The organism is Photorhabdus machadonis, from assembly GCF_052657765.1.
Map to the genome: position 1 here is coordinate 61,908 of NZ_CP199761.1, position 22,577 is coordinate 84,484.

The 22,577-nt window shown below is 46.2% G+C and carries 15 protein-coding genes, 1 tRNA gene, 3 rRNA genes and 3 pseudogenes; 9 read left to right on the forward strand and 13 right to left on the reverse strand.

From position 1 onward, the window contains the following. Window positions 1-30 precede the first annotated feature (30 nt). The gene (locus ACUN2T_RS00360; protein WP_445495722.1) at window positions 31-720 is read right to left on the reverse strand and encodes a FadR/GntR family transcriptional regulator; all 690 of its coding nucleotides are present in this window, start codon (window positions 718-720) and stop codon (window positions 31-33) included. 461 nt (window positions 721-1,181) lie between these two features. On the opposite strand from ACUN2T_RS00360, the gene ACUN2T_RS00365 reads away from it, so the two are divergent. The 4 genes from ACUN2T_RS00365 to rrf all read left to right on the forward strand — a co-directional run bounded on the left by ACUN2T_RS00365 (window position 1,182) and on the right by rrf (window position 6,222). After that, window positions 1,182-2,726: ribosomal RNA gene (locus ACUN2T_RS00365) — 16S ribosomal RNA — on the forward strand. Window positions 2,727-2,808: 82 nt separating this feature from the next. Continuing rightward, window positions 2,809-2,884: transfer RNA gene (locus tag ACUN2T_RS00370), tRNA-Glu, on the forward strand. A 190-nt stretch (window positions 2,885-3,074) separates the two neighbouring features. Continuing rightward, window positions 3,075-5,985 (forward strand): 23S ribosomal RNA (locus ACUN2T_RS00375). Window positions 5,986-6,106: 121 nt separating this feature from the next. Next, window positions 6,107-6,222: ribosomal RNA gene (gene rrf, locus ACUN2T_RS00380) — 5S ribosomal RNA — on the forward strand. Together the 16S, 23S and 5S rRNA genes with 1 tRNA gene alongside form the textbook arrangement of a ribosomal RNA operon. Window positions 6,223-6,690: 468 nt before the next feature. Here rrf and ACUN2T_RS00385 read toward each other — a convergent pair. Beyond that, window positions 6,691-8,307 (reverse strand): IS1634-like element ISPlu4 family transposase, encoded by a 1,617-nt coding sequence (locus ACUN2T_RS00385; RefSeq protein WP_445495723.1) that lies wholly within the window; start codon window positions 8,305-8,307, stop codon window positions 6,691-6,693. Between the two features lie 125 nt (window positions 8,308-8,432). On the opposite strand from ACUN2T_RS00385, the pseudogene ACUN2T_RS00390 reads away from it, so the two are divergent. Next, window positions 8,433-8,654, forward strand: a pseudogene (locus ACUN2T_RS00390) (ISKra4 family transposase); the annotation flags it as partial. A gap of 26 nt (window positions 8,655-8,680) precedes the next feature. Here the strand turns inward: ACUN2T_RS00390 and ACUN2T_RS00395 are convergent. The 6 genes and pseudogenes from ACUN2T_RS00395 to acs form a co-directional block, all read right to left on the reverse strand. After that, window positions 8,681-9,272, reverse strand: a pseudogene (locus ACUN2T_RS00395) (carboxyl transferase domain-containing protein); the annotation flags it as partial. Between the two features lie 132 nt (window positions 9,273-9,404). After that, the gene (locus ACUN2T_RS00400) at window positions 9,405-10,751 is read right to left on the reverse strand and encodes a phosphoethanolamine transferase (RefSeq protein ID WP_445495724.1); all 1,347 of its coding nucleotides are present in this window, start codon (window positions 10,749-10,751) and stop codon (window positions 9,405-9,407) included. A gap of 12 nt (window positions 10,752-10,763) precedes the next feature. Beyond that, complete coding sequence (locus tag ACUN2T_RS00405) at window positions 10,764-12,380, reverse strand: IS1634-like element ISPlu4 family transposase (RefSeq protein WP_445495725.1); 1,617 nt, start codon at window positions 12,378-12,380, stop codon at window positions 10,764-10,766. A gap of 537 nt (window positions 12,381-12,917) precedes the next feature. Further along, the gene (gene actP, locus ACUN2T_RS00410; protein WP_445495726.1) at window positions 12,918-14,567 is read right to left on the reverse strand and encodes a cation/acetate symporter ActP; all 1,650 of its coding nucleotides are present in this window, start codon (window positions 14,565-14,567) and stop codon (window positions 12,918-12,920) included. Further along, on the reverse strand, window positions 14,564-14,875 hold the full coding sequence (locus ACUN2T_RS00415; RefSeq protein WP_445495727.1) for a DUF485 domain-containing protein: 312 nt from the start codon (window positions 14,873-14,875) through the stop codon (window positions 14,564-14,566). The genes actP and ACUN2T_RS00415 overlap by 4 nt, the downstream gene beginning before the upstream one ends. A gap of 64 nt (window positions 14,876-14,939) precedes the next feature. After that, the gene (gene acs / locus ACUN2T_RS00420) at window positions 14,940-16,895 is read right to left on the reverse strand and encodes an acetate--CoA ligase (protein WP_445495728.1); all 1,956 of its coding nucleotides are present in this window, start codon (window positions 16,893-16,895) and stop codon (window positions 14,940-14,942) included. 626 nt (window positions 16,896-17,521) lie between these two features. On the opposite strand from acs, the gene sodA reads away from it, so the two are divergent. Both sodA and yiiM read left to right on the forward strand, forming a co-directional pair. Next, a complete protein-coding gene (gene sodA, locus ACUN2T_RS00425; protein ID WP_445495729.1) occupies window positions 17,522-18,148 on the forward strand; it encodes a superoxide dismutase [Mn] in 627 nt (208 codons plus the stop codon). Window positions 18,149-18,267: 119 nt separating this feature from the next. After that, window positions 18,268-18,939 carry a 6-hydroxyaminopurine reductase gene (yiiM, locus tag ACUN2T_RS00430; protein ID WP_445495730.1) on the forward strand — a complete coding sequence of 224 codons (672 nt, stop codon included), beginning with the start codon at window positions 18,268-18,270 and terminating at the stop codon, window positions 18,937-18,939. A 48-nt stretch (window positions 18,940-18,987) separates the two neighbouring features. On the opposite strand, the pseudogene ACUN2T_RS00435 reads toward yiiM, so the two are convergent. Beyond that, window positions 18,988-19,110, reverse strand: a pseudogene (locus tag ACUN2T_RS00435) (recombinase family protein); the annotation flags it as partial. 206 nt (window positions 19,111-19,316) lie between these two features. On the opposite strand from ACUN2T_RS00435, the gene ACUN2T_RS00440 reads away from it, so the two are divergent. Together ACUN2T_RS00440 and ACUN2T_RS00445 are read left to right on the forward strand one after the other, a co-directional pair. Further along, on the forward strand, window positions 19,317-19,907 hold the full coding sequence (locus ACUN2T_RS00440; RefSeq protein ID WP_445495731.1) for an RNA polymerase factor sigma-70: 591 nt from the start codon (window positions 19,317-19,319) through the stop codon (window positions 19,905-19,907). Beyond that, on the forward strand, window positions 19,900-20,097 hold the full coding sequence (locus ACUN2T_RS00445; protein ID WP_445495732.1) for a zf-HC2 domain-containing protein: 198 nt from the start codon (window positions 19,900-19,902) through the stop codon (window positions 20,095-20,097). The genes ACUN2T_RS00440 and ACUN2T_RS00445 overlap by 8 nt, the downstream gene beginning before the upstream one ends. Before the next feature lie 15 nt (window positions 20,098-20,112). Here ACUN2T_RS00445 and ACUN2T_RS00450 read toward each other — a convergent pair whose 3' ends face one another. The 4 genes from ACUN2T_RS00450 to ACUN2T_RS00465 are packed head-to-tail and all read right to left on the reverse strand — an operon-like array spanning window position 20,113 to window position 22,553. Then, complete coding sequence (locus tag ACUN2T_RS00450) at window positions 20,113-20,589, reverse strand: DoxX family protein (RefSeq protein WP_445495733.1); 477 nt, start codon at window positions 20,587-20,589, stop codon at window positions 20,113-20,115. A gap of 1 nt (window position 20,590) precedes the next feature. Further along, on the reverse strand, window positions 20,591-21,340 hold the full coding sequence (locus ACUN2T_RS00455) for an HvfC/BufC N-terminal domain-containing protein (protein ID WP_445495734.1): 750 nt from the start codon (window positions 21,338-21,340) through the stop codon (window positions 20,591-20,593). Further along, window positions 21,309-22,232 carry an MNIO family bufferin maturase gene (bufB, locus tag ACUN2T_RS00460; RefSeq protein WP_445495736.1) on the reverse strand — a complete coding sequence of 308 codons (924 nt, stop codon included), beginning with the start codon at window positions 22,230-22,232 and terminating at the stop codon, window positions 21,309-21,311. The genes ACUN2T_RS00455 and bufB overlap by 32 nt, the downstream gene beginning before the upstream one ends. Window positions 22,233-22,259: 27 nt before the next feature. After that, window positions 22,260-22,553: a BufA1 family periplasmic bufferin-type metallophore gene (locus ACUN2T_RS00465; protein ID WP_445495737.1), complete on the reverse strand. Its 294-nt coding sequence runs from the start codon at window positions 22,551-22,553 to the stop codon at window positions 22,260-22,262. Between the last annotated feature and the right edge of the window lie 24 nt (window positions 22,554-22,577).

A 22,577-nucleotide genomic window follows, 5' to 3' on the forward strand; every position in this document is an offset into this window, starting at 1 on the left:
GATATTAATCTAACACATTACTATATAAGATCATTCATGCTCTGTTAATAACTTTTGGCAAGTGAAAAGTGCTCTGCGACAGTCACCTTTGATGATTGAATCAACAATTGTTTTATGAGCTTCCAGTTGCACAACTTTGTCGGAAATAATAGTTTCGAAATAGTTCTGATAAACTGGACGAAATAAGTTGACAAAAGAACCTAAAAATGGGTTTCCACAGGATTTATAAATGGTGTGGTGAAACTGGTAATCAATATCTATCCATTTTTCCCGGTTGAAATTGTCTTTTAACAGATACATTTCATCTATTAGTTGTAAAAGCTGCTTCTTTTGTTCTTGTGTGGCATTTTTTGCAGCAAGAAAGCAAGCTTGTGGTTCTATTGCCAATCTCACTATATGGAAGTGTTCAATTACTTGGTTAAGATTATCATGATTCATCCACCACTTTAATAAATCCTGATCAAGGAAATTCCAGTGAATGGTTTGCATGATTCGGGTACCAATACGTGGGCGAGGTAATAGCATACCTTTGGCTGCAAGTATTTTTATCGCCTCGCGAACAGAGGTCCTGCTGACGTCGAACTGTTCAGCGAGTTCTATTTCACCCGGGAGGATGGTTTCAGTTTTATATTCACCAGATAAAATCTGTTGTCCGATTTTTTCAGCTAAAAGATAAGAAAGGTTTTTCTGGGAAGCTTTTCTTTGTTCTTTAAATTGCATAGTAGATTTAAACCTTTTCCCGCATTTATCCATTTATACTACTTTAGTTTGGGAATAATTACTGTCGATGACATCCGTTTTTGTGTAAAAAAAAACCAAAAATACACATTTTGTTGAAAAAAACTGCGATCAAAAGTTTTTTTAAAATAAACGCTTGCCAGCGCCGAAGAACTCCCTATAATGCGCCACCACTGACCGACACAACGCTGACAAAACGTGTGAGGCCAGGCAGAGTAAAGTGAATAAGCGCTTGACTCTGCGGGCGAAAAGCGTAATATACGCAGCCCGGCTGAACGAGAATATCAATTTTTATTTCAGCCTGCTCTTTAACAATTAATCAGACAATCTGTGTGGGCACTCACAAGACCGTATCACAAAAAAATACGTTTTAAAGTCTTGAAGAGTGAACAACAGTGAATTCATTACGAATGAACAGTCAGTTTCTTTGAGCATCAAGCTTTTAATAGAAGAGTTTGATCATGGCTCAGATTGAACGCTGGCGGCAGGCCTAACACATGCAAGTCGGGCGGTAACAGGAAAGTGCGTGCACTTTCGCTGACGAGCGGCGGACGGGTGAGTAATGTCTGGGGATCTGCCCGAGGGCGGGGGATAACCACTGGAAACGGTGGCTAATACCGCATAATGTCGCGAGACCAAAGTGGGGGACCTGAAAAGGCCTCACGCCCACGGATGAACCCAGATGGGATTAGCTAGTCGGTAGGGTAATGGCCTACCGAGGCGACGATCCCTAGCTGGTCTGAGAGGATGACCAGCCACACTGGGACTGAGACACGGCCCAGACTCCTACGGGAGGCAGCAGTGGGGAATATTGCACAATGGGCGCAAGCCTGATGCAGCCATGCCGCGTGTATGAAGAAGGCCTTCGGGTTGTAAAGTACTTTCAGCGGGGAGGAAGGGTATAACCTGAACAGGGTTGTATTTTGACGTTACCCGCAGAAGAAGCACCGGCTAACTCCGTGCCAGCAGCCGCGGTAATACGGAGGGTGCAAGCGTTAATCGGAATGACTGGGCGTAAAGCGCACGCAGGCGGTCAATTAAGTTAGATGTGAAATCCCCGGGCTTAACCTGGGAACGGCATCTAAGACTGGTTGACTGGAGTCTCGTAGAGGGGGGTAGAATTCCATGTGTAGCGGTGAAATGCGTAGAGATGTGGAGGAATACCGGTGGCGAAGGCGGCCCCCTGGACGAAGACTGACGCTCAGGTGCGAAAGCGTGGGGAGCAAACAGGATTAGATACCCTGGTAGTCCACGCTGTAAACGATGTCGATTTGGAGGTTGTTCCCTAGAGGAGTGGCTTCCGGAGCTAACGCGTTAAATCGACCGCCTGGGGAGTACGGCCGCAAGGTTAAAACTCAAATGAATTGACGGGGGCCCGCACAAGCGGTGGAGCATGTGGTTTAATTCGATGCAACGCGAAGAACCTTACCTACTCTTGACATCCTCAGAATTTGCTGGAGACAGCGAAGTGCCTTAGGGAACTGAGAGACAGGTGCTGCATGGCTGTCGTCAGCTCGTGTTGTGAAATGTTGGGTTAAGTCCCGCAACGAGCGCAACCCTTATCCTTTGTTGCCAGCGCGTGATGGCGGGAACTCAAAGGAGACTGCCGGTGATAAACCGGAGGAAGGTGGGGATGACGTCAAGTCATCATGGCCCTTACGAGTAGGGCTACACACGTGCTACAATGGCGGATACAAAGTGAAGCGAGCTTGCGAGAGTGAGCGGAACACATAAAGTCTGTCGTAGTCCGGATTGGAGTCTGCAACTCGACTCCATGAAGTCGGAATCGCTAGTAATCGTAGATCAGAATGCTACGGTGAATACGTTCCCGGGCCTTGTACACACCGCCCGTCACACCATGGGAGTGGGTTGCAAAAGAAGTCGGTAGCTTAACCTAAGGGAGGGCGCTGACCACTTTGTGATTCATGACTGGGGTGAAGTCGTAACAAGGTAACCGTAGGGGAACCTGCGGTTGGATCACCTCCTTACCTGAGATGCAGTTGAGTGCAGTGCTCACACAGATTGTCTGATAAAAGTAGAGCAAGACGCGTCTGCGAAGCCGGCCATTGTGTCCCCTTCGTCTAGAGGCCTAGGACACCGCCCTTTCACGGCGGTAACAGGGGTTCGAATCCCCTAGGGGACGCCACTTGCGGTGATGACGGGTGAAAGCCGTTGTCGTGTTATCGTTAAGCGGATTTGTGATGAAGTCGGCTTACCGATAAAAGCTCTTTAACAATCTGGAACAAGCTGAAAATTGAATACAGTCAATAACCTCCCCGAGGGGTTATTGATGAGTCTCTCAACAATCCGCAAGCCGAGACAGTTTCGGGTTGTGAGGTTAAGCGACTAAGCGTACACGGTGGATGCCTAGGCAGTCAGAGGCGATGAAGGACGTGCTAATCTGCGAAAAGCGTCGGTAAGCTGATATGAAGCGTAATAACCGGCGATGTCCGAATGGGGAAACCCAGTGCAATCCGTTGCACTATCGCTTGATGAATTCATAGTCAAGCGAGGCGAACCGGGGGAACTGAAACATCTCAGTACCCCGAGGAAAAGAAATCAACCGAGATTCCCCCAGTAGCGGCGAGCGAACGGGGAGCAGCCCAGAGTCTGCATCAGTGAAGGGGTGAGTGGAAGCGTCTGGAAAGTCGCACAGTAAAGGGTGAAAGTCCCGTACACTAAACCCTCTTCACTGTGAGCTCAACGAGTAGGGCGGGACACGTGGTATCCTGTCTGAATATGGGGGGACCATCCTCCAAGGCTAAATACTCCTGACTGACCGATAGTGAACCAGTACCGTGAGGGAAAGGCGAAAAGAACCCCGGCGAGGGGAGTGAAACAGAACCTGAAACCGTGTACGTACAAGCAGTGGGAGCCTTCATTTATGGGGGTGACTGCGTACCTTTTGTATAATGGGTCAGCGACTTATATTCTGTAGCAAGGTTAACCGTTTAGGGGAGCCGCAGGGAAACCGAGTCTTAACTGGGCGCATGAGTTGCAGGGTATAGACCCGAAACCCGGTGATCTAGCCATGGGCAGGTTGAAGGTTGGGTAACACTAACTGGAGGACCGAACCGACTAATGTTGAAAAATTAGCGGATGACTTGTGGCTGGGGGTGAAAGGCCAATCAAACCGGGAGATAGCTGGTTCTCCCCGAAAGCTATTTAGGTAGCGCCTCGTGAATTCATCTTCGGGGGTAGAGCACTGTTTCGGCTAGGGGGCCATCCCGGCTTACCAACCCGATGCAAACTGCGAATACCGAAGAATGGTATCACGGGAGACACACGGCGGGTGCTAACGTCCGTCGTGAAGAGGGAAACAACCCAGACCGCCAGCTAAGGTCCCAAAGTCATGGTTAAGTGGGAAACGAGGTGGGAAGGCTCAGACAGCCAGGATGTTGGCTTAGAAGCAGCCATCATTTAAAGAAAGCGTAATAGCTCACTGGTCGAGTCGGCCTGCGCGGAAGATGTAACGGGGCTAAACCATGCACCGAAGCTGCGGCAGCGACACTAAGGTGTCGTTGGGTAGGGGAGCGTTCTGTAAGCCGTCGAAGGTGTGCTGTGAAGCGCGCTGGAGGTATCAGAAGTGCGAATGCTGACATAAGTAACGATAAAGCGGGTGAAAAACCCGCTCGCCGGAAGACCAAGGGTTCCTGTCCAACGTTAATCGGGGCAGGGTGAGTCGACCCCTAAGGCGAGGCTGAAAAGCGTAGTCGATGGGAAACAGGTTAATATTCCTGTACTGAATGTGACTGCGAAGGGGGGACGGAGAAGGCTAGGCCATCCGGGCGACGGTTGTCCCGGTTTAAGCGTGCAGGTGGGCAGGACAGGCAAATCCGTTCTGCTGTAACACTGAGGCGTGATGACGAACCGCTACGGCGGTGAAGTGGTTGATGCCCGGCTTCCAGGAAAAGCCTCTAAGCATCAGGTGACATTGAATCGTACCCCAAACCGACACAGGTGGTCAGGTAGAGAATACTCAGGCGCTTGAGAGAACTCGGGTGAAGGAACTAGGCAAAATGGTGCCGTAACTTCGGGAGAAGGCACGCTGGCAGCAGGTGAAGGAAGAAACATCCGGAGCCGAAGCCAGTCGCAGAGACCAGCTGGCTGCAACTGTTTATTAAAAACACAGCACTGTGCAAACACGAAAGTGGACGTATACGGTGTGACGCCTGCCCGGTGCTGGAAGGTTAATTGATGGGGTTAGCGCGTAAGCACGACGCTCTTGATAGAAGCCCCAGTAAACGGCGGCCGTAACTATAACGGTCCTAAGGTAGCGAAATTCCTTGTCGGGTAAGTTCCGACCTGCACGAATGGCGTAATGATGGCCAGGCTGTCTCCACCCGAGACTCAGTGAAATTGAACTCGCTGTGAAGATGCAGTGTACCCGCGGCAAGACGGAAAGACCCCGTGAACCTTTACTATAGCTTGACACTGAACATGGAGCCTTGATGTGTAGGATAGGTGGGAGGCCAGGAAGTGTGGACGCCAGTCTGCATGGAGCCATCCTTGAAATACCACCCTTGAATGTTCGATGTTCTCACCCAGTTCCGTGATCCGGAACGGGGACAGTGTCTGGTGGGTAGTTTGACTGGGGCGGTCTCCTCCCAAAGCGTAACGGAGGAGCACGAAGGTTGGCTAATCACGGTCGGACATCGTGAGGTTAGTGCAAAGGCATAAGCCAGCTTGACTGCGAGAGTGACAGCTCGAGCAGGTACGAAAGTAGGTCTTAGTGATCCGGTGGTTCTGAATGGAAGGGCCATCGCTCAACGGATAAAAGGTACTCCGGGGATAACAGGCTGATACCGCCCAAGAGTTCATATCGACGGCGGTGTTTGGCACCTCGATGTCGGCTCATCACATCCTGGGGCTGAAGTCGGTCCCAAGGGTATGGCTGTTCGCCATTTAAAGTGGTACGCGAGCTGGGTTTAGAACGTCGTGAGACAGTTCGGTCCCTATCTGCCGTGGGCGTTGGAAGATTGAAAGGGGCTGCTCCTAGTACGAGAGGACCGGAGTGGACGCACCGCTGGTGTACGGGTTGTCATGCCAATGGCATAGCCCGGTAGCTAAGTGCGGCAGAGATAACCGCTGAAAGCATCTAAGCGGGAAACTTGCCTTGAGATGAGTCTTCCCTTGACTTTAAGGTCACGGAAGGAACGTTTAAGACGAAGACGTGGATAGGCTGGGTGTGTAAGTGCAGCGATGCATTGAGCTGACCAGTACTAATGAACCGAGCGGCTTAACCTTACAACACCGAAGGTGTTTTGGTGAGAGAGACGAAAAGAATTTTAGCTTGTTGACCGGATTGGTTCTGATGGTGGTGCGAGCTGTTAAAGGCGGGTATCACGGTTGGAATGGAATGAATTTGCCTGGCGGCGATAGCGCGGTGGTCCCACCTGACCCCATGCCGAACTCAGCAGTGAAACGCCGTAGCGCCGATGGTAGTGTGGGGTCTCCCCATGTGAGAGTAGGGAACTGCCAGGCTTTGCATTAAGCGAACCCCCTCAGCGTAAGCTGGGGGTTTTTGCGTTTTGGGGCGTTTTTCTTATTACACAGTGAAATTTGAGCTTAGAAATTATTTTCTGATAACTAATTTCAATGCGGTTTCCCAAATAAAAAGCATATATTAATCTGAGCACTGTTTAATAATCAACTGGAGCCTTCCCGTTCTTCCGAGTTGCGCGAGCAAATGTTGCGGCAGGTTTACCCATATAATCCCGATATTTCATTGTCATTTAAAGTGAGCATAAGGAGATGGGTTGCAAGTATGACGGTTTTCGAGTTCAAGCAGTTACAACTATCCTGCTGACTGATAATTTCCAAATTTTAAAGCCTGCATCTTCAAGTTAATTGCATATATATTGAAAATAACAGCATGATGATCCTGAATTACGGCGAAATGTACCGATATGGTGAGCCGATTTCTTCTTCATCCTTCATTCCGCACCTAATTCAGGAATAAACCGCTTTATATTGTGCGCCTAATAAACTCAAAAGCTCATGGTGGTAAGATTGCATTCCTGTCACCATTTTATGTTCTTGAAATTCAAAGGTGCTGATCCCTTCAAAGGCCAGAAACACCCAACGCGCGGTGGGGGATTGTGTCGGTTTGTTCTTCATATCGGGGAAAAACGGCACACTTTGTTTCAATTCATGGCGAATTTTATGTTCCAGCGCCGCATAAACCATGAGACAACATGTCATCACCATTAACAGCGCTTCTATCCGCTCTGGTTTTTTCAGGAAAATAGCAGACGTCAGGAATTCCGGACTTTTCAGGAAGCGAAAACCCCGTTCCACCTTTTGTTGTGCCTTATAATTAGCCAGTAACGCCGCCATATCAAGCCGTCCTTCATCCCGTTCATTGGTCGCTAAAATAAACCTCCCGACCCGCAATCTGGCCTGCTTCACCTTGTCTAACCGGGTATAAACCTGACCGGCTAATTGATAATGAACCGATTTGGGGTGTTGATGCTTGCCGGGTTTCCCGCGCCCCGCATAGACGGTAATCGCCTGAATTTCCGGCGAGGCGATGCCGATAAACTGGCATTGAGACTCAAAATCATGCAGTGCCTGTAAGGCATCTTCCCGGCAGGCAAAGGATTTTTTGCCCAGTTTGTCGAACTGTTTAGACTCGTTTTCTGTTTCCCTGAGTGTGTTTTTCCGGAAAGTCTGGTTTTCACGTTTTTCTGCCGCCGTACTGTTCACCAGTAACCAACGCTGAGGAACGCCGCCATACGATGACGTCACCCAGCAGCCTGAATAGCCCTCACTGATGGGGCTGAATTGCTCCGCTGTCACGTTCAGGAGAGACTGTTTAGCTTCCTTGATCGTCAGGGGAACACGCGTAATAAATCGTTGTTTTTGCTGATGAAGCGAAGCGATCGCGGCTTCAGTATAAAGGGCAGCATCGGCCACAAAGTAGCGGCTGTTTTGTGCCGCTTTCAGACATTGAATATGGGTTTTGATCGTCTGGGCAAAGGCTTTGGCATCATTCGTATTCCCGCTCATAGCCTGCATATAGACAGGGATGCCTGCCTGATTTTCGCAAATCAGTTCAAGGACAACCTGGTTCAGTTCAGGCCGGTGATCCCGGCTATAACCCGGCACCAGTGCAATGCGTTTTGTGTCATCTCCCAACGCGCTGTCATAGTCACCATCGACATGAAAACTCGTGATATCCAAATGAACGGAATCGGGCTTCAGCCCCAATTTATCAACCACTTGCTCAGCAAGCACCTGATAAACTTCCGACACCCCCGCTTCATATAAGGCATCCAGTGTACGGCCGAGCACATCATCATTAAGGTGTTCAGCTTCAATATCAGCGCCAATTAAACGCGCAATCGGCTTATGTTGAAAAAAGCCGGAAAACATGTGCAATGTCCGGCTGTGAAACCCCAGCCCGTTAAGGATCATCGCCAGAAAAGCGTCGCCGTGAGAGACGGTATGCGATGAATATTTTGGGATAATGGCATCAATCATGCGGGGTAAACCGGCTTCATGACAAAAAGCGGCGATAAGGCCAGGATGATCGAGACGTTTAATGGCAGGTATGGGGGTGGACATATTCGCTTTCCGGCAAATAAAAGTAATAGATCAAAATTAGCGATTACCGTCAACCCCACCGATGTCATCAATACAAAAAACCTGTGTAAGATCACATTATTTTTAAATCAGAAATACGGTGCGGAATGACGGCTTCATTTGTTGAATCGACGATCAATGAAGTCATCGCTAAACGCATGGTGAAAAAGCAGCAGATGCAATGGAGCCAACAAGGTGTGCATTACTAACTCTAGGCAGGCGCAGCGGTACTCAATGATAATTTAAAAGCCCGATTCGAGCATTGGTATCCGGGCATAAAATTATGTGAAGAAACGGATCATAATTTGACAGAGGTGGTTGCCGCATAAGTGTCCCTGACTTTTTTATGCTCTCCTTAACAATAGCCAATTGCCATAATTTTTTGGTAGCGTTCCGCCAGTAATGTTTCAATATCGAGCATTTTCAATGCTGACAAATCGGCGAGTAGCTGTTGTTTTAAATTTTCACCCGCGATCAAATAACCACGATGAGCACCACCAAGTGGCTCTGGGATAATAGTATCGATAATACCAAGCTCTTTGAGTCATTTCGCCGTCATTCCCATCGCTTCAGCAGCAACCTGAGCTTTTTGTGCATCTTTCCAAAGGATAGATGCGCAACCTTCTGGTGAAATTGCTGCATAGGTACTGTATTCCAACATATTAATGCGATCGCCGACCCTTATCGCTAACGCACCACCAGAGCAACCTTCTCCTGTGATCACACAGACGATTGGCGTTTTTAAGCAAGACATTTCCATAATGTTTCGCGCAATCGCTTCGGCTTGTCCCCGCTCCTCAGCACCAATACCTGGATAAGCGCCCGCAGAATCAATAAGAGTCACTACTGGTATATGGAAACGCTCGGCCATTTTCATTAAGCGTTAATGCCTTGCGATAACCCTCAGGGGAAGGCATGCCAAAGTTGCGCATCACAGCCTGTGTGGTGGGCAGAAGATCCGCTTTTTCACCACAACGCTACCTGATATAGCGGACTCGCTGATGTCTAGAATTAACGACCATTTTCAGGTGCTAAAAACTGCATCTTGAAATTTCTTGGGTATAGATCTTGAATTTAGATCATTTACCAAAATCGTTCATATCTTTCTCATCAGGAAGTTCGCTATATTTCATCAGGTTTTTATTACCATCTATCACGATTAATTCTTTCGGTGGTTTAAAGCAGTTACTCAATGGGGAACGGCAGTGTTTTTGAGATTTATGATAAATACCCAACCAGTTACTAATAAGATAATAATTATCTGAAGTTGAAAAAGGCGTATTTACTACACCAGTGTGGTGATATTGTGCATTAACATTATCGTTATACCAGATAAATAAGGGGATATTATAAGTATCTTTTCGTGGGTTACTGACACCATGATGATAACGGATGTCACCATTCTTATCTAAGCGTTGTAATCCGTGATCTGAGAAATAGAGGATGGAGGCTTTTTTTTCTTTGATTTTATTGATGATTTTTTTCATTAGTTGGTCTGTATAAGCTATTGAGCTGTCATAGCAGTTATCATCTTCATTTGATGAAAAGGGGATTAGTTTATTTTCTGGGAAGCGGTTACAGGATGGTTCATGACTTCCGTAGATATGCATGATAATAAGTTTCTTGCCTTTTTGTTCTAGAGCATCATCTAAATAAGGTAACAACTCTTCATCATATCCAATATATTTATTCCATTGCTGATTATCAGCCATATTGGCGATAACGGTAATTAAGCTGTTACTTTTGCCAGATCTGCCTTGATTACTTATCCAAGTTGTCTTAAATCCTGCATCTTTAGCCAAGGATACAATGTTGTCAGCATAATGAGCCTTATCTCTGAGCTGATATAAAGTGATATTAGACAGTGAAATAGGTACAGATAATATAGTAACTGGTGCTGGAGAAATAGCTTGATTGAATATCAGCATATTTTTCTGCATTATGTCTAATGTTGGTGTTGTGACTTTATTATAACCGTATAGAGACATATGGTCTCTTCTTGCTGATTCTCCTATTAATAATATATAAGTATCAATATCTTTATCTCTTTTTATATAATCGAAATTTACTTTAACAGATGAAATTCTCCTGATCTGTTGATTTTCATATATTGCTCTTACCATTGCTGATGAGTTATAGAATGGTGTTCCCATTAAAAAATGCTCCGGCAAAATGATCTTGCCTGAATATTTTTTTCCTGAAATATAATAATCAACTGGTACTAATAAGCAGACAAATAATAAAGCCCATATATTGGCTTTTAGAAATCGGGGATCTGCATTTTTTGATAACCATCTTATAGACAGTAAATAAGTTAACATTATGAAAATAAAGAAGAATACATAGTGTTTGTTGTAAGACAACATACCTACAGCTTCACTGCTATTTGTATTGATAAAAGTATTGGCAATAGTTGAAGCCTTCATTCCGCACCTAATTCAGGAATAAACCGCTTTATATTGTGCGCCTAATAAACTCAAAAGCTCATGGTGGTAAGATTGCATTCCTGTCACCATTTTATGTTCTTGAAATTCAAAGGTGCTGATCCCTTCAAAGGCCAGAAACACCCAACGCGCGGTGGGGGATTGTGTCGGTTTGTTCTTCATATCGGGGAAAAACGGCACACTTTGTTTCAATTCATGGCGAATTTTATGTTCCAGCGCCGCATAAACCATGAGACAACATGTCATCACCATTAACAGCGCTTCTATCCGCTCTGGTTTTTTCAGGAAAATAGCAGACGTCAGGAATTCCGGACTTTTCAGGAAGCGAAAACCCCGTTCCACCTTTTGTTGTGCCTTATAATTAGCCAGTAACGCCGCCATATCAAGCCGTCCTTCATCCCGTTCATTGGTCGCTAAAATAAACCTCCCGACCCGCAATCTGGCCTGCTTCACCTTGTCTAACCGGGTATAAACCTGACCAGCTAATTGATAATGAACCGATTTGGGGTGTTGATGCTTGCCGGGTTTCCCGCGCCCCGCATAGACGGTAATCGCCTGAATTTCCGGCGAGGCGATGCCGATAAGCTGGCATTGAGACTCAAAATCATGCAGTGCCTGTAAGGCATCTTCCCGGCAGGCAAAGGATTTTTTGCCCAGTTTGTCGAACTGTTTAGACTCGTTTTCTGTTTCCCTGAGTGTGTTTTTCCGGAAAGTCTGGTTTTCACGTTTTTCAGCCGCCGTACTGTTCACCAGTAACCAACGCTGAGGAACGCCGCCATACGATGACGTCACCCAGCAGCCTGAATAGCCCTCACTGATGGGGCTGAATTGCTCCGCTGTCACGTTCAGGAGAGACTGTTTAGCTTCCTTGATCGTCAGGGGAACACGCGTAATAAATCGTTGTTTTTGCTGATGAAGCGAAGCGATCGCGGCTTCAGTATAAAGGGCAGCATCGGCCACAAAGTAGCGGCTGTTTTGTGCCGCTTTCAGACATTGAATATGGGTTTTGATCGTCTGGGCAAAGGCTTTGGCATCATTCGTATTCCCGCTCATAGCCTGCATATAGACAGGGATGCCTGCCTGATTTTCGCAAATCAGTTCAAGGACAACCTGGTTCAGTTCAGGCCGGTGATCCCGGCTATAACCCGGCACCAGTGCAATGCGTTTTGTGTCATCTCCCAACGCGCTGTCATAGTCACCATCGACATGAAAACTCGTGATATCCAAATGAACGGAATCGGGCTTCAGCCCCAATTTATCAACCACTTGCTCAGCAAGCACCTGATAAACTTCCGACACCCCCGCTTCATATAAGGCATCCAGTGTACGGCCGAGCACATCATCATTAAGGTGTTCAGCTTCAATGTCAGCGCCAATTAAACGCGCAATCGGCTTATGTTGAAAAAAGCCAGAAAACATGTGCAATGTCCGGCTGTGAAACCCCAGCCCGTTAAGGATCATCGCCAGAAAAGCGTCGCCGTGAGAGACGGTATGCGATGAATATTTTGGGATAATGGCATCAATCATGCGGGGTAAACCGGCTTCATGACAAAAAGCGGCGATAAGGCCAAGATGATCGAGACGTTTAATGGCAGGTATGGGTGTGGACATATTCGTTTTCCGGCAAATAAAAATAATAGATCAAAATTAGCGATTACCGTCAACCCCACCGATGTCATCAATACAAAAAACCTGTGTAAGATCACATTATTTTTAAATCAGAAATACGGTGCGGAATGACGGTTGAAGAGAAGCTTATCTGGTGTTTGCTAGAGAAGAAAAATGATGTAGATATATTAAGTGACCATAATAAAGAGATAAGTAAAATTAAAGGCTTGAAATATTTAAAACGATAGAGAAATGCGTTAGTACTTGTCAGAAAAAAACTCAGTATTACTATCTTTAACTTATACTCATTAGCCACATTTCCAATGAAAATTATTGGCAGTAAAGCCAAAATCAAGATAATAAGAATGGGTAATTTATTTCGCATATAGGCTAATAATGTTAAGTAGCGAATTGAAATAATAAAGTTAATCATTAACCTAAGAATAAAACAAGAGCTTAATTTGCGAAATAGCTCTGAGTTCAGATGGTTTCCTAATAAAAATACCTCTCCCGAAGGAGAGGTTGAATATAAAATCGTAACTAATGTGATTTTCCTTGTGAGATACCAAGCCCTGTTTGTGATCGAATAAATTGGGTTCTGAATAGTTCTCTTTCTCGCATACCTTGTAGTGAATTATCGGTAAGAGAAAATAGCCATGAACCGGTAAAAGCGACAATCATTGAGAATAATGCTGGATATTCATAAGGATAGATTGATTTTTCATGGCCGAGAATGCTGACCCAAATTGTTGGGCCTAGAATCATCAAAACAACAGCTGTAATTAACCCTAGCCAACCTCCGGTTAATGCGCCACGGGTAGTGAGTTTGCGCCAGTACATAGACAAAAGAATGATTGGGAAGTTACAGCTTGCAGCAATAGAGAATGCTAATCCAACCATAAAGGCTATGTTCTGATTCTCAAATAAAATACCTAATCCAATTGCGACAAACCCAAGTATCACAACCGTTATTTTTGATATTTTCAATTCATCGCGCTCGTTGGCTTTGCCGTGCTTAATGACGTTTGCGTACAGGTCGTGTGATACTGCTGATGCTCCAGCCAGTGTCAGTCCTGCTACAACTGCCAGAATGGTGGCAAAAGCTACAGCGGAGATAAAACCAAGGAACAAATCCCCCCCAACGGCACTTGCAAGATGAACGGCTGCCATGTTAGTACCACCGATTAGCGCACCTGTAGCATCTTTAAATGACGGGTTTGGGCTGACCAGTAAAATAGCGCCAAAACCGATGATGAACGTCAGAATGTAAAAATAGCCGATGAAACCAGTAGCATAGAAAACGCTTTTCCGTGCTTCTTTCGCATCACTTACAGTAAAGAAACGCATAATGATATGAGGTAAACCAGCAGTACCAAACATCAACGCGAGACCAAGAGAAAGAGCGGAAATCGGATCAGATACCAACCCTCCTGGACTCATGATGGCTTCACCTCTTGAGTGAACAGCAATCGCTTCTTTAAACAGCGTGTTGAAATTGAAGCTTACCGATTTCATAACCATAAGAGCCATAAAGGTAGCGCCAGCCAGCAATAGAATGGCTTTGATAATTTGTACCCAGGTCGTTGCCAGCATGCCGCCAAACAGGACATAAAGTACCATCAGCATACCAACTAATACGACCGCAATATGGTAATTCAGGCCAAAAAGTAATTCGATAAGCTTACCTGCTCCAACCATCTGTGCAATAAGATAGAGGGCAACAACAACCAGTGAGCCAATTGCAGATAAAATACGGATTGGACGTTGCTGTAACCGGTAAGAAGCAACATCTGCAAAAGTGTAGCGCCCAAGATTTCTTAATCGTTCGGCAATCAGAAACAGGATAATGGGCCAGCCAATTAGAAAGCCGATAGAATAGATCAGCCCGTCGTAACCGGACGTATAGACCAGAGCGGAAATGCCAAGGAATGATGCTGCGGACATAAAATCCCCCGCAATCGCCATGCCATTTTGGAAACCAGTAATCCGCCCACCCGCAGTATAGTAGTCAGTACGGGAGCGAGTTTTTTTTGAGGCCCAGTAAGTGATATAGAGTGTGAAACCAACAAACAGGACAAACATAATAATGGCCTGAATATTGACGGGTTGCTTTTCTACGGAACCAGAGATTGTGTTGGCCCATATGAGATTAGGAAATAGCAGTATTATTGTCAGCAAAAATTTCTTCATTTTTTTACCTCGTCAAGAATTTGTGAGGTAAGACGATCGAATTCGCCATTAGCTCTAATTACATACAGGCCAGTTAAGATGAATGAGATAACAATTAAGCCAATGCCAACAGGTATCCCACGGGTAATATATGAACCAGCATAAAGAGGGGTACCCAGCCATTCGGGTGCAAATGCAATGAGGAAAATAAAGCTGACATACAAAACTAATGTGATTATTGTTAGTTGCCATGCAAAACGGCTTCGTTTTTCAACTAATTCTTTGAAACGAGGGTTATTATCGATCCCTTGGTAAATGGCGTCGTTCATCAGAATATCCTCTTATATTTTTATTATATTCATTGATTAAGCCGCCTTGCGGCGGCATGGTATGTCACGAAATACTCATTGTTTGTTTTTCTTCCAATAGTTTTTCCACTACCCCTGGATCTGCCAGTGTTGAGGTATCTCCCAGATTACTGGTATCACCGGAAGCAATTTTACGCAGGATGCGGCGCATAATTTTTCCTGAGCGGGTTTTTGGTAAAGAATCTGTCCAGTGCAGGATATCTGGTGTCGCGATCGGGCCGATTTCTTTACGCACCCAATTACGGACTTCGGTATATAATTCTGGGGAAGGTTCCTCGCCGTGATTCAAAGTGACATAGGCATAAATTGCCTGCCCTTTGATATTATGAGGAACACCGACGACAGCGGCTTCAGCAATTTTGGGGTGGGAAACCAAAGCGGATTCAATTTCAGCCGTGCCCAGACGATGACCGGAGATATTCAGTACATCATCAACACGGCCAGTTATCCAATAATAGCCATCTTCATCACGGCGTGCGCCATCACCACTAAAATACATTCCCTTAAAGGTAGAAAAGTAGGTTTGTTCAAAACGGTCATGATCGCCAAATAGTGAGCGTGCTTGTCCTGGCCAGGAATCAGTAATAACTAGGTTTCCTTCACAAGCACCTTCTAATTGCTCACCAAGGTTATCAACTAGGGCTGGCTGAACACCGAAGAAAGGCAGAGTTGCAGAACCTGCTTTCAGTTCAGTTGCTCCTGGCAGTGGCGTTATCATGAAGCCGCCGGTTTCTGTTTGCCACCAGGTATCAACAATCGGACATTGACTGTTACCAATTTTCTGGTAATACCATTCCCATGCTTCCGGGTTAATGGGCTCACCTACAGATCCCAGAATACGCAGAGAAGTACGTTTTGTCCCTTCAATAGCTTTGTCACCTTCAGCCATTAGGGCACGAATTGCTGTTGGTGCCGTGTACAGGATATTTACCTGATGTTTATCAACAACCTGACTTAGGCGGTTAACCGCAGGATAGTTTGGCACGCCTTCGAACATCAGAGTGATAGCACCGCAGGAAAGCGGCCCGTAGAGCAGATAGCTATGTCCAGTTACCCAGCCCACATCTGCTGTACACCAATAGATTTCGCCCGGATGATAGTCGAATACATATTTAAATGATAAGGATGCATATACCAAGTAGCCACCGGTAGTGTGCAGCACGCCTTTAGGTTTACCGGTAGAGCCGGAAGTATAGAGAATAAACAGCGGATCTTCTGCGTTCATCTCTTCAACTGGGCAATCAGCACTTACGTCTGCTGTCAACTCATGCCACCAATGGTCGCGACCAGAGTACCAATTACCAATATTTCCAGTACGTTTAAAAACAATCACATTGGATACATTGACAACCGCTGGATTACTTAATGCGTCATCAACATTCTTTTTCAGGGGAATTGTACGTCCGGCTCTCAAACCCTCATCGGCAGTGATAACCAATTTAGTGTTCGAATCGATAATGCGACCGGATACGGCATCAGGAGAAAAACCAGCGAAAATAACTGAATGGATAGCACCAATGCGGGCACATGCTAACATGGCAACTGCCGCTTCCGGTACCATTGGCATGTAAATAGCAACAACATCGCCTTTTTTAATACCCAGATTTTTCAATGCATTAGCAAACTGGCATACATCATGATGCAGTTCACGATAGGTGACTGTTTTGGACTCTGTTGGATCGTCGCCTTCCCAGATAATAGCAGTTTGATCACCCCGTTCTTTTAAATGGCGATCGAGACAGTTTGCGCTTAGATTCAGTGTTCCATCTTCAAACCAACGGATATTGACATGTCCAGGATCAAAAGAGGTATTCTTTACCTTGGTGTAAGGTTTAATCCAGTCAACAATTTTACCTTTCTCACCCCAAAATCTTTCGGGATCTTGTAGCGATAATTGATAGTCTTGTTGATATTGTTGTTTATTCATCAGGGCATGTTCTGCAATGACAGCAGGAATAGAGTGCTTCATTATTTGAGTCATATTAATATTCTCCTTGCGAATGTTAATAATATGTCAAAACAAGGTTAACTAAAGTGTAAGCAGAATTTTTGTTTTTTTTTTGCGCGGAAGATCACGCAATAAAAAGAATATTTTTCACGTAATTGTCATTTGGTGTAACGGGGATAATTAGGTTTAATGGCTAACCAAAAATAGTAATTTAAAATCCTAATCCAATAATAATCTCAAATATAGATAAATTGACTGATAAGCTACTGAAACACAGTTGTATGATAAAACCATAGTGATAATATGGTATTGATAATCATTTCCAATAATATTTAATTAACTATAATGATAATCGATCAGCCTCCAGGAAACCTTGTGCTTCAGGACGGGGAGGAAAGGAGGTGGTTTTCCCGCTTTAGCATTTTCACATTTTCTTATGTAGTGTGTGACCCTATGAAATGCGCATATAAAGCGCGAAATATCAAAGCTGTCAGGCTGACAGTGTTAGCCCACGGAGAGAAGGTAAGCTCGGGTTCGCGTCCCAGCGGATCAGGCACGTCTCTGTGAAGTGGGAATCCTCTTCCTTTATAGGAGAGGAGTAGTCAAATTGTTCACAAGGTGTGGACTTTGAATCATTTTATATGACTGGAGTACATGATATGAGCTATTCATTACCTTCTCTTCTTTACTCTTATGACGCTCTGGAACCTCATTTTGATGAGCAGACGATGGAAATCCACCATACCAAGCATCATCAGACTTACATTAATAATGCCAATGGCGCTCTGGAAGCCTTCCCTGAGCTGGCAAAACTGGATGTTGATGATCTGATTCAGCAATTAGATATGATACCTGCTGATAAACGTACTTTTGTACGTAACAATGCGGGTGGACACGCTAACCATAGCTTGTTCTGGAAGGGCTTGAAATTAGGGACAACTCTGCAAGGCCCATTAAAAGAAGCTATTGAACGTGATTTCGGTAGTGTGGATTCTTTTAAAGAGAAATTTGAGCAAGCGGCGGCGACTCGTTTTGGTTCTGGTTGGGCGTGGCTGGTACTGAAAGATGATGGCAAACTGGCGGTTGTATCTACTGCTAACCAGGACAGCCCATTAATGGGTGAAGCTATTTCCGGTGCTTCTGGCTATCCAATTGTTGGTCTGGATGTTTGGGAACATGCCTATTACTTGCAGTATCAAAACCGTCGTCCTGACTACATTAAAGCGTTCTGGAGCGTTGTGAACTGGGATGAAGCTGCAAAACGTTATCAGGAAAAAGTGGAATAATTTTCTAATTCATTTTCTCTTTTCTGCTATGCCGGCTGATATTACTGCCGGCATTTTTATTGATTGGGTATTGGTTTATGATGATATCGTCGGACTGATTTCAATAAGGAAAGTGAATTATGTATTATTCGCAGGTATATACAGGCAAAATTGAAATGTCAGAAAAACTGTTTGCCAGTGCAATTAGCAAACGGATGGTTGATGGCAGCCTGCGTCTGACTTCTCTTGGATTGGAAGGTGATGAACAGGCCGAAACCCGTTTTCATGGTGGCCCCGATCGTGCTCTTTGTCATTATCCTCGTGAACACTACGATTTCTGGAAACACCAATTTCCTGAGCAGGAAGATTTCTTTATTGCTCCAGCGTTTGGCGAAAATATTTCCACAACTGGCCTGACTGAAGAGAATGTTTGTATCGGTGATATTTTTACTTGGGGAGAGGCCATGCTTCAAGTAACTCAGCCTCGTTCACCTTGTTACAAACTCAATGCTCATTCCGGTATCAGCAATTTTTCTGCCATTATGCAGGGGAGTGGTCGTTGTGGCTGGCTTTACCGAATTATTGCCGCGGGAAATGTTAGCCCGGATGAGCCTTTTGTTCTTATTTCCCGTAATAGTGATGTTTTGGTTAAAGAAGCGATAGCGATTGCTTTTAATATGCCATTTGATGAAGAGCAGTATCGGCGATTGATGAGTACAGCTGGGTTATCCGCCAGTTGGAACCTGACGATGCAAAAGCGGGTTATGTTTGGAAAGATTGAAGATTTTAACCGTAGGTTGTTTGGGAAATAATAAAATGTGCACGTGGTGAACGTGCACATTAGCACTGACATTATTTCTTGCTGCTTTAGCTCGTGCAATACCAGAATGAGTGCGCTCTATCAGTAAGTCTTGTTTAAACTCTGCCATTGCAGCTATTATCTGCATGGTCATTCTCTCGGCAGAACTGGTCAGATTTACTCCTCTATGACGCGATGAGGTTGAACGAAAAATAGGTGGTGCTGAGGAAAAGATACTTCCCCTGCTGTACAAAAAACAGATTTAATTTAGAATGACCTCCGTTCCCCAAACGGTCCCTAAGTCATGTGAGTGAATTTAAGCGATTCCGCCAAAATGGTGTTTCATAATACCCGGTTATCCCGAACAATCCTGTTAAGATAGAAACCACAATGTCCGATATCAATAATCTGCTGCGGGATCCGCAGTTTTTTTCCATGCTGCATAAACAGATGTTGCAGTTTGCCCGCTTGCAGTTGAATGATTTTCATCAGGCGGAAGATGTTGTTCAAGAGGCTCTGGAAGGCGCGATGAAGAATGCCTCTTCCTTTGCCGGACGAGCCGCTTGGAAGAGCTGGGTGTTTACGATCCTGCGTAACAAAATCTCGGACGCCTTGCGTATGCGTTATCGGCACAGCAGCCTGAAATTGACTGATGATGTTGATGAGCAAAATTTCGAAGCGCTGTTTGATGAGTCTGGTCATTGGCCGCGAAACGAGCATCCTCAGTGCTGGCATTTACCGGATAAGGCGGCCGAACAGGAGCAATTCTGGACGGTTTTTGAGCTTTGTCTGACACAGTTGCCAACGCAAAACGCGCGGGCATTTATGATGCGCGAATTTATTGGTCTTGAGACTCAGGAGATCTGCCAGGAGATGGCACTCTCCGTCAGTAACTTGAATGTGATGCTCTGGCGTGCGCGTATGCGTTTACGCGAATGTTTGTCACAACGCTGGTTTTCCCAGGAGGATAAATATGCTTAGTTGTTCCCAAGCTACGCGCCTGATGTCTCAGGCGCAGGATGAAAAAATCATGCTTTCTCAACGTGTTCAGCTTATGCTGCATTTGCGAATGTGCGACGGATGCCGAAACTTCAGACAACAACTTGCCGACCTGCGCACTATCACTTCCGCATTCGCTCGTGGCGAAAACGAGAATCAAAATAAAGAATAACGCAGGGTGAGGGAATCAGGTGCGATGGCGGTAAATCAGGCGATCAAGCGAGAACCTCCCGCCGCCATACATCATCAAATACAGCTGAGCCGTCAGCCAGGTAGCGTGGACAGGCCAGGCATCTGGATAAACAAATATCTGAATCACCAGCGTCATTACCATTAATGCCAGCGCGGAGAAGCGTGTTGCCAATCCGACAATCAGCAGCAGCGGAAACACGTGTTCTGCGGTCGCGGCCATGATGGCAGCAACATCGGGTGGCAGTAGCGGAAGCTGGTACTCGCTGGCAAAGAGCGACACGGCGCTGTCTGTAACGTGCGGGATCCCCAGTTGCCAGGGTGTGCCCCCCAGAATATCGATGCTTAATCCCACCACTTTGCTTTGGCCCGACAGCCAGAATATTGCGGCAAGGCCAATGCGCGCCAGAAGGGCGAGAACACTTTCCTGCGTAATGCGTTGCCCTTTTAACGCTAACATTTTGAGTAATGCCATCTTAGTGCTCCGTGTTGCTGTATAGAGAAAGGATCAGCCCATAGTGCTGCATGCGTTGTAAAATCGGCTGAGGCTCAAAAGTTGCCTCCTCCCCAGCGGCGATCTCTAGGGCTTCGGTAAGACATCGACCAGACTGGATCATGGCAACAAACTGCATTTCCGCACGGCTGAGCAACATTATTCGCACGTCGTCGTCAACGCGGCACAGCAGCATATGTTCCGGCTGGAATGGGTCCAGCGCCATCTCGTTTTCACCTTGTTGGTGTGAGGCCCACAGACTGAAAACAGCATAATCTGAATTGAAAAGCCGTACTGAGGGATGGAGTGCCATCAGAAACTGTGCGGGATCGCCACTCGGGGCTGCTTCTGTCGTCTGTATGGCAGGGTCTGCCGCGTGCAGTGATTCGATAAACAACATTTCCAGCCGGGTGAGATCGCTCAACCAGGGCCAGTCTGCCAACGGCTGAAACGTTGCAATCCAGTCCGGCAATTGCGCGCCATAGCCCGCCAAAACAGGAGAAGAAGGCGGTTGTTGCCGTATAAACTCCACCGCCATCGCACGGAAAAAGCACTCTCCGAGCTGGGCGAGAAGCACGGGGCAGTTTTCGGCCAGTGCGTCAATCAGCGACGCTATGACATTATTACGATAAATCGCAAAACGTACCGCCGGATCACTACCGTTCCAGGCTGTCAGTCCCTTTGGTACCGTGAGGTCGGGGTCAAGAAGTGCTTGATACAATTGTTGTTGCATTTTTCGTGCTCTCTGTAATGTAACGCTGGGCATGGCTGGCTTCGTTCAGCAACACGTCTAATGGTGGAATATTGCTGTCCCATTCGATCAGGGTGGCGATCGGCCCTGTTTCACGTAGGGTCTTGTTATAGAGATCCCAGACAGGCCCAGTCACATGGCTATCGTGTGAATCAATCAGCAGCAGGTCGCCCGCCCCATCGCGGTTTTCCGTATAGCCCGCCAGATGAATTTCACCGACACGGTGAAGTGGTAGCTCGAATAGCATCTGCCGTGGGCAGCGATTATGGTTGACGCCACTGATATAGAGGTTGTTCACATCCAGCAGTAGTCCGCATCCGGTGCGGCGTATCACCTCGGAGATAAAGTCAGTCTCGCTCATGGTTGAGGCACTGAACTCGATGTAGGTGGACGGGTTTTCCAACAGAATGGGGCGACGCAGTGCATTCTGTACCTGATCGATGTGTTCGCAGACCCGTATCAGCGTGACGTCGGTGTAAGGCAGCGGCAGCAAGTCATTGAGAAATAGATCGTTGTGCGTTGACCAGGCAAGGTGTTCAGAAAAAATGGCCGGCTGGTAGCGTTCAACCAGCGCGGCAACACGTTGTAAATGGGTCTGATTCAGAGGATTTTCTCCTCCGATGGACAGGCCTACACCATGAATAGAGAGAGGATAATCTTGGCGAATGGCGGTCAGTGTCTGATGAAACGGCCCTCCCGCAACCAGATAGTTTTCCGCATGAATTTCAAAAAAACCGATGTTGGGTTTATCGCGCAGGATAGCGCGAAAATGCTCCGGTTTTAATCCGATCCCTGCTCTGGCCGGGAGCATATTTAGCATGATGCGGTCAGGAGCATCACAAGAGACGCTATGTGGGGGCAGAGAAATTGTCATCGTATGAGCTCCTGTCTGATGCTGGAATTACACTTCTTTAAACGCGTCTAGTTGACCAAAACCGATCGGGGAGGTTGGAGACTTCATTTTTACGCAGGAACCCGCCGGTACCATTTTCCAGGCATTGCCCTGATAATCCATTTTTGAGGTACCAGCACAGGTGGTGCCTGCACCTGCTTTACAGTCGTTTTTCCCTTTCAGAGAAACGCCATAGCATTTCTCCATTTTGCTGCCGGAATCCGCCATTGCTGAAGTGCCTGCTGTAATCAATACGCTACCTAAGGCCATAGCCAGTAATGCTTTTGTCGTTTGTTTAGTCATAGAATGTTCCTTTTATATTTGTGT